At 69.4% G+C, this 219-nt stretch carries 1 protein-coding gene; it reads right to left on the bottom strand.

The window, feature by feature from the left end; genetic code table 11:
* Positions 1-219 (bottom strand): SwmB domain-containing protein (locus tag MFF64_RS37590; RefSeq protein WP_238194184.1); only part of this gene is annotated, 219 nt, incomplete at both ends.

Consider the following 219-nt stretch of genomic DNA (forward strand, 5'->3'; position numbering starts at 1 on the left):
GGAACACGGTCAGCCACGTGTCGATCGTGTATCCGCTGAGGATCAGGCTCGGCGGTCCAGCGCGCTTGACGTTGCCCCACACGCCGCTGTGGACGCCCGCCGTCGATCCGGGGCCGTAGAATGCGTAGGACACCTCGGCAGAGGCGCCGGACGTCACGGGTGTTGCGAGCGTGAGCGTGACGGTGTCCGCCGCGACGGCGACGGCGCTGACCGCGATCT

Source organism: Methylobacterium frigidaeris, from assembly GCF_022179185.1.
Taxonomy (GTDB): domain Bacteria; phylum Pseudomonadota; class Alphaproteobacteria; order Rhizobiales; family Beijerinckiaceae; genus Methylobacterium; species Methylobacterium frigidaeris.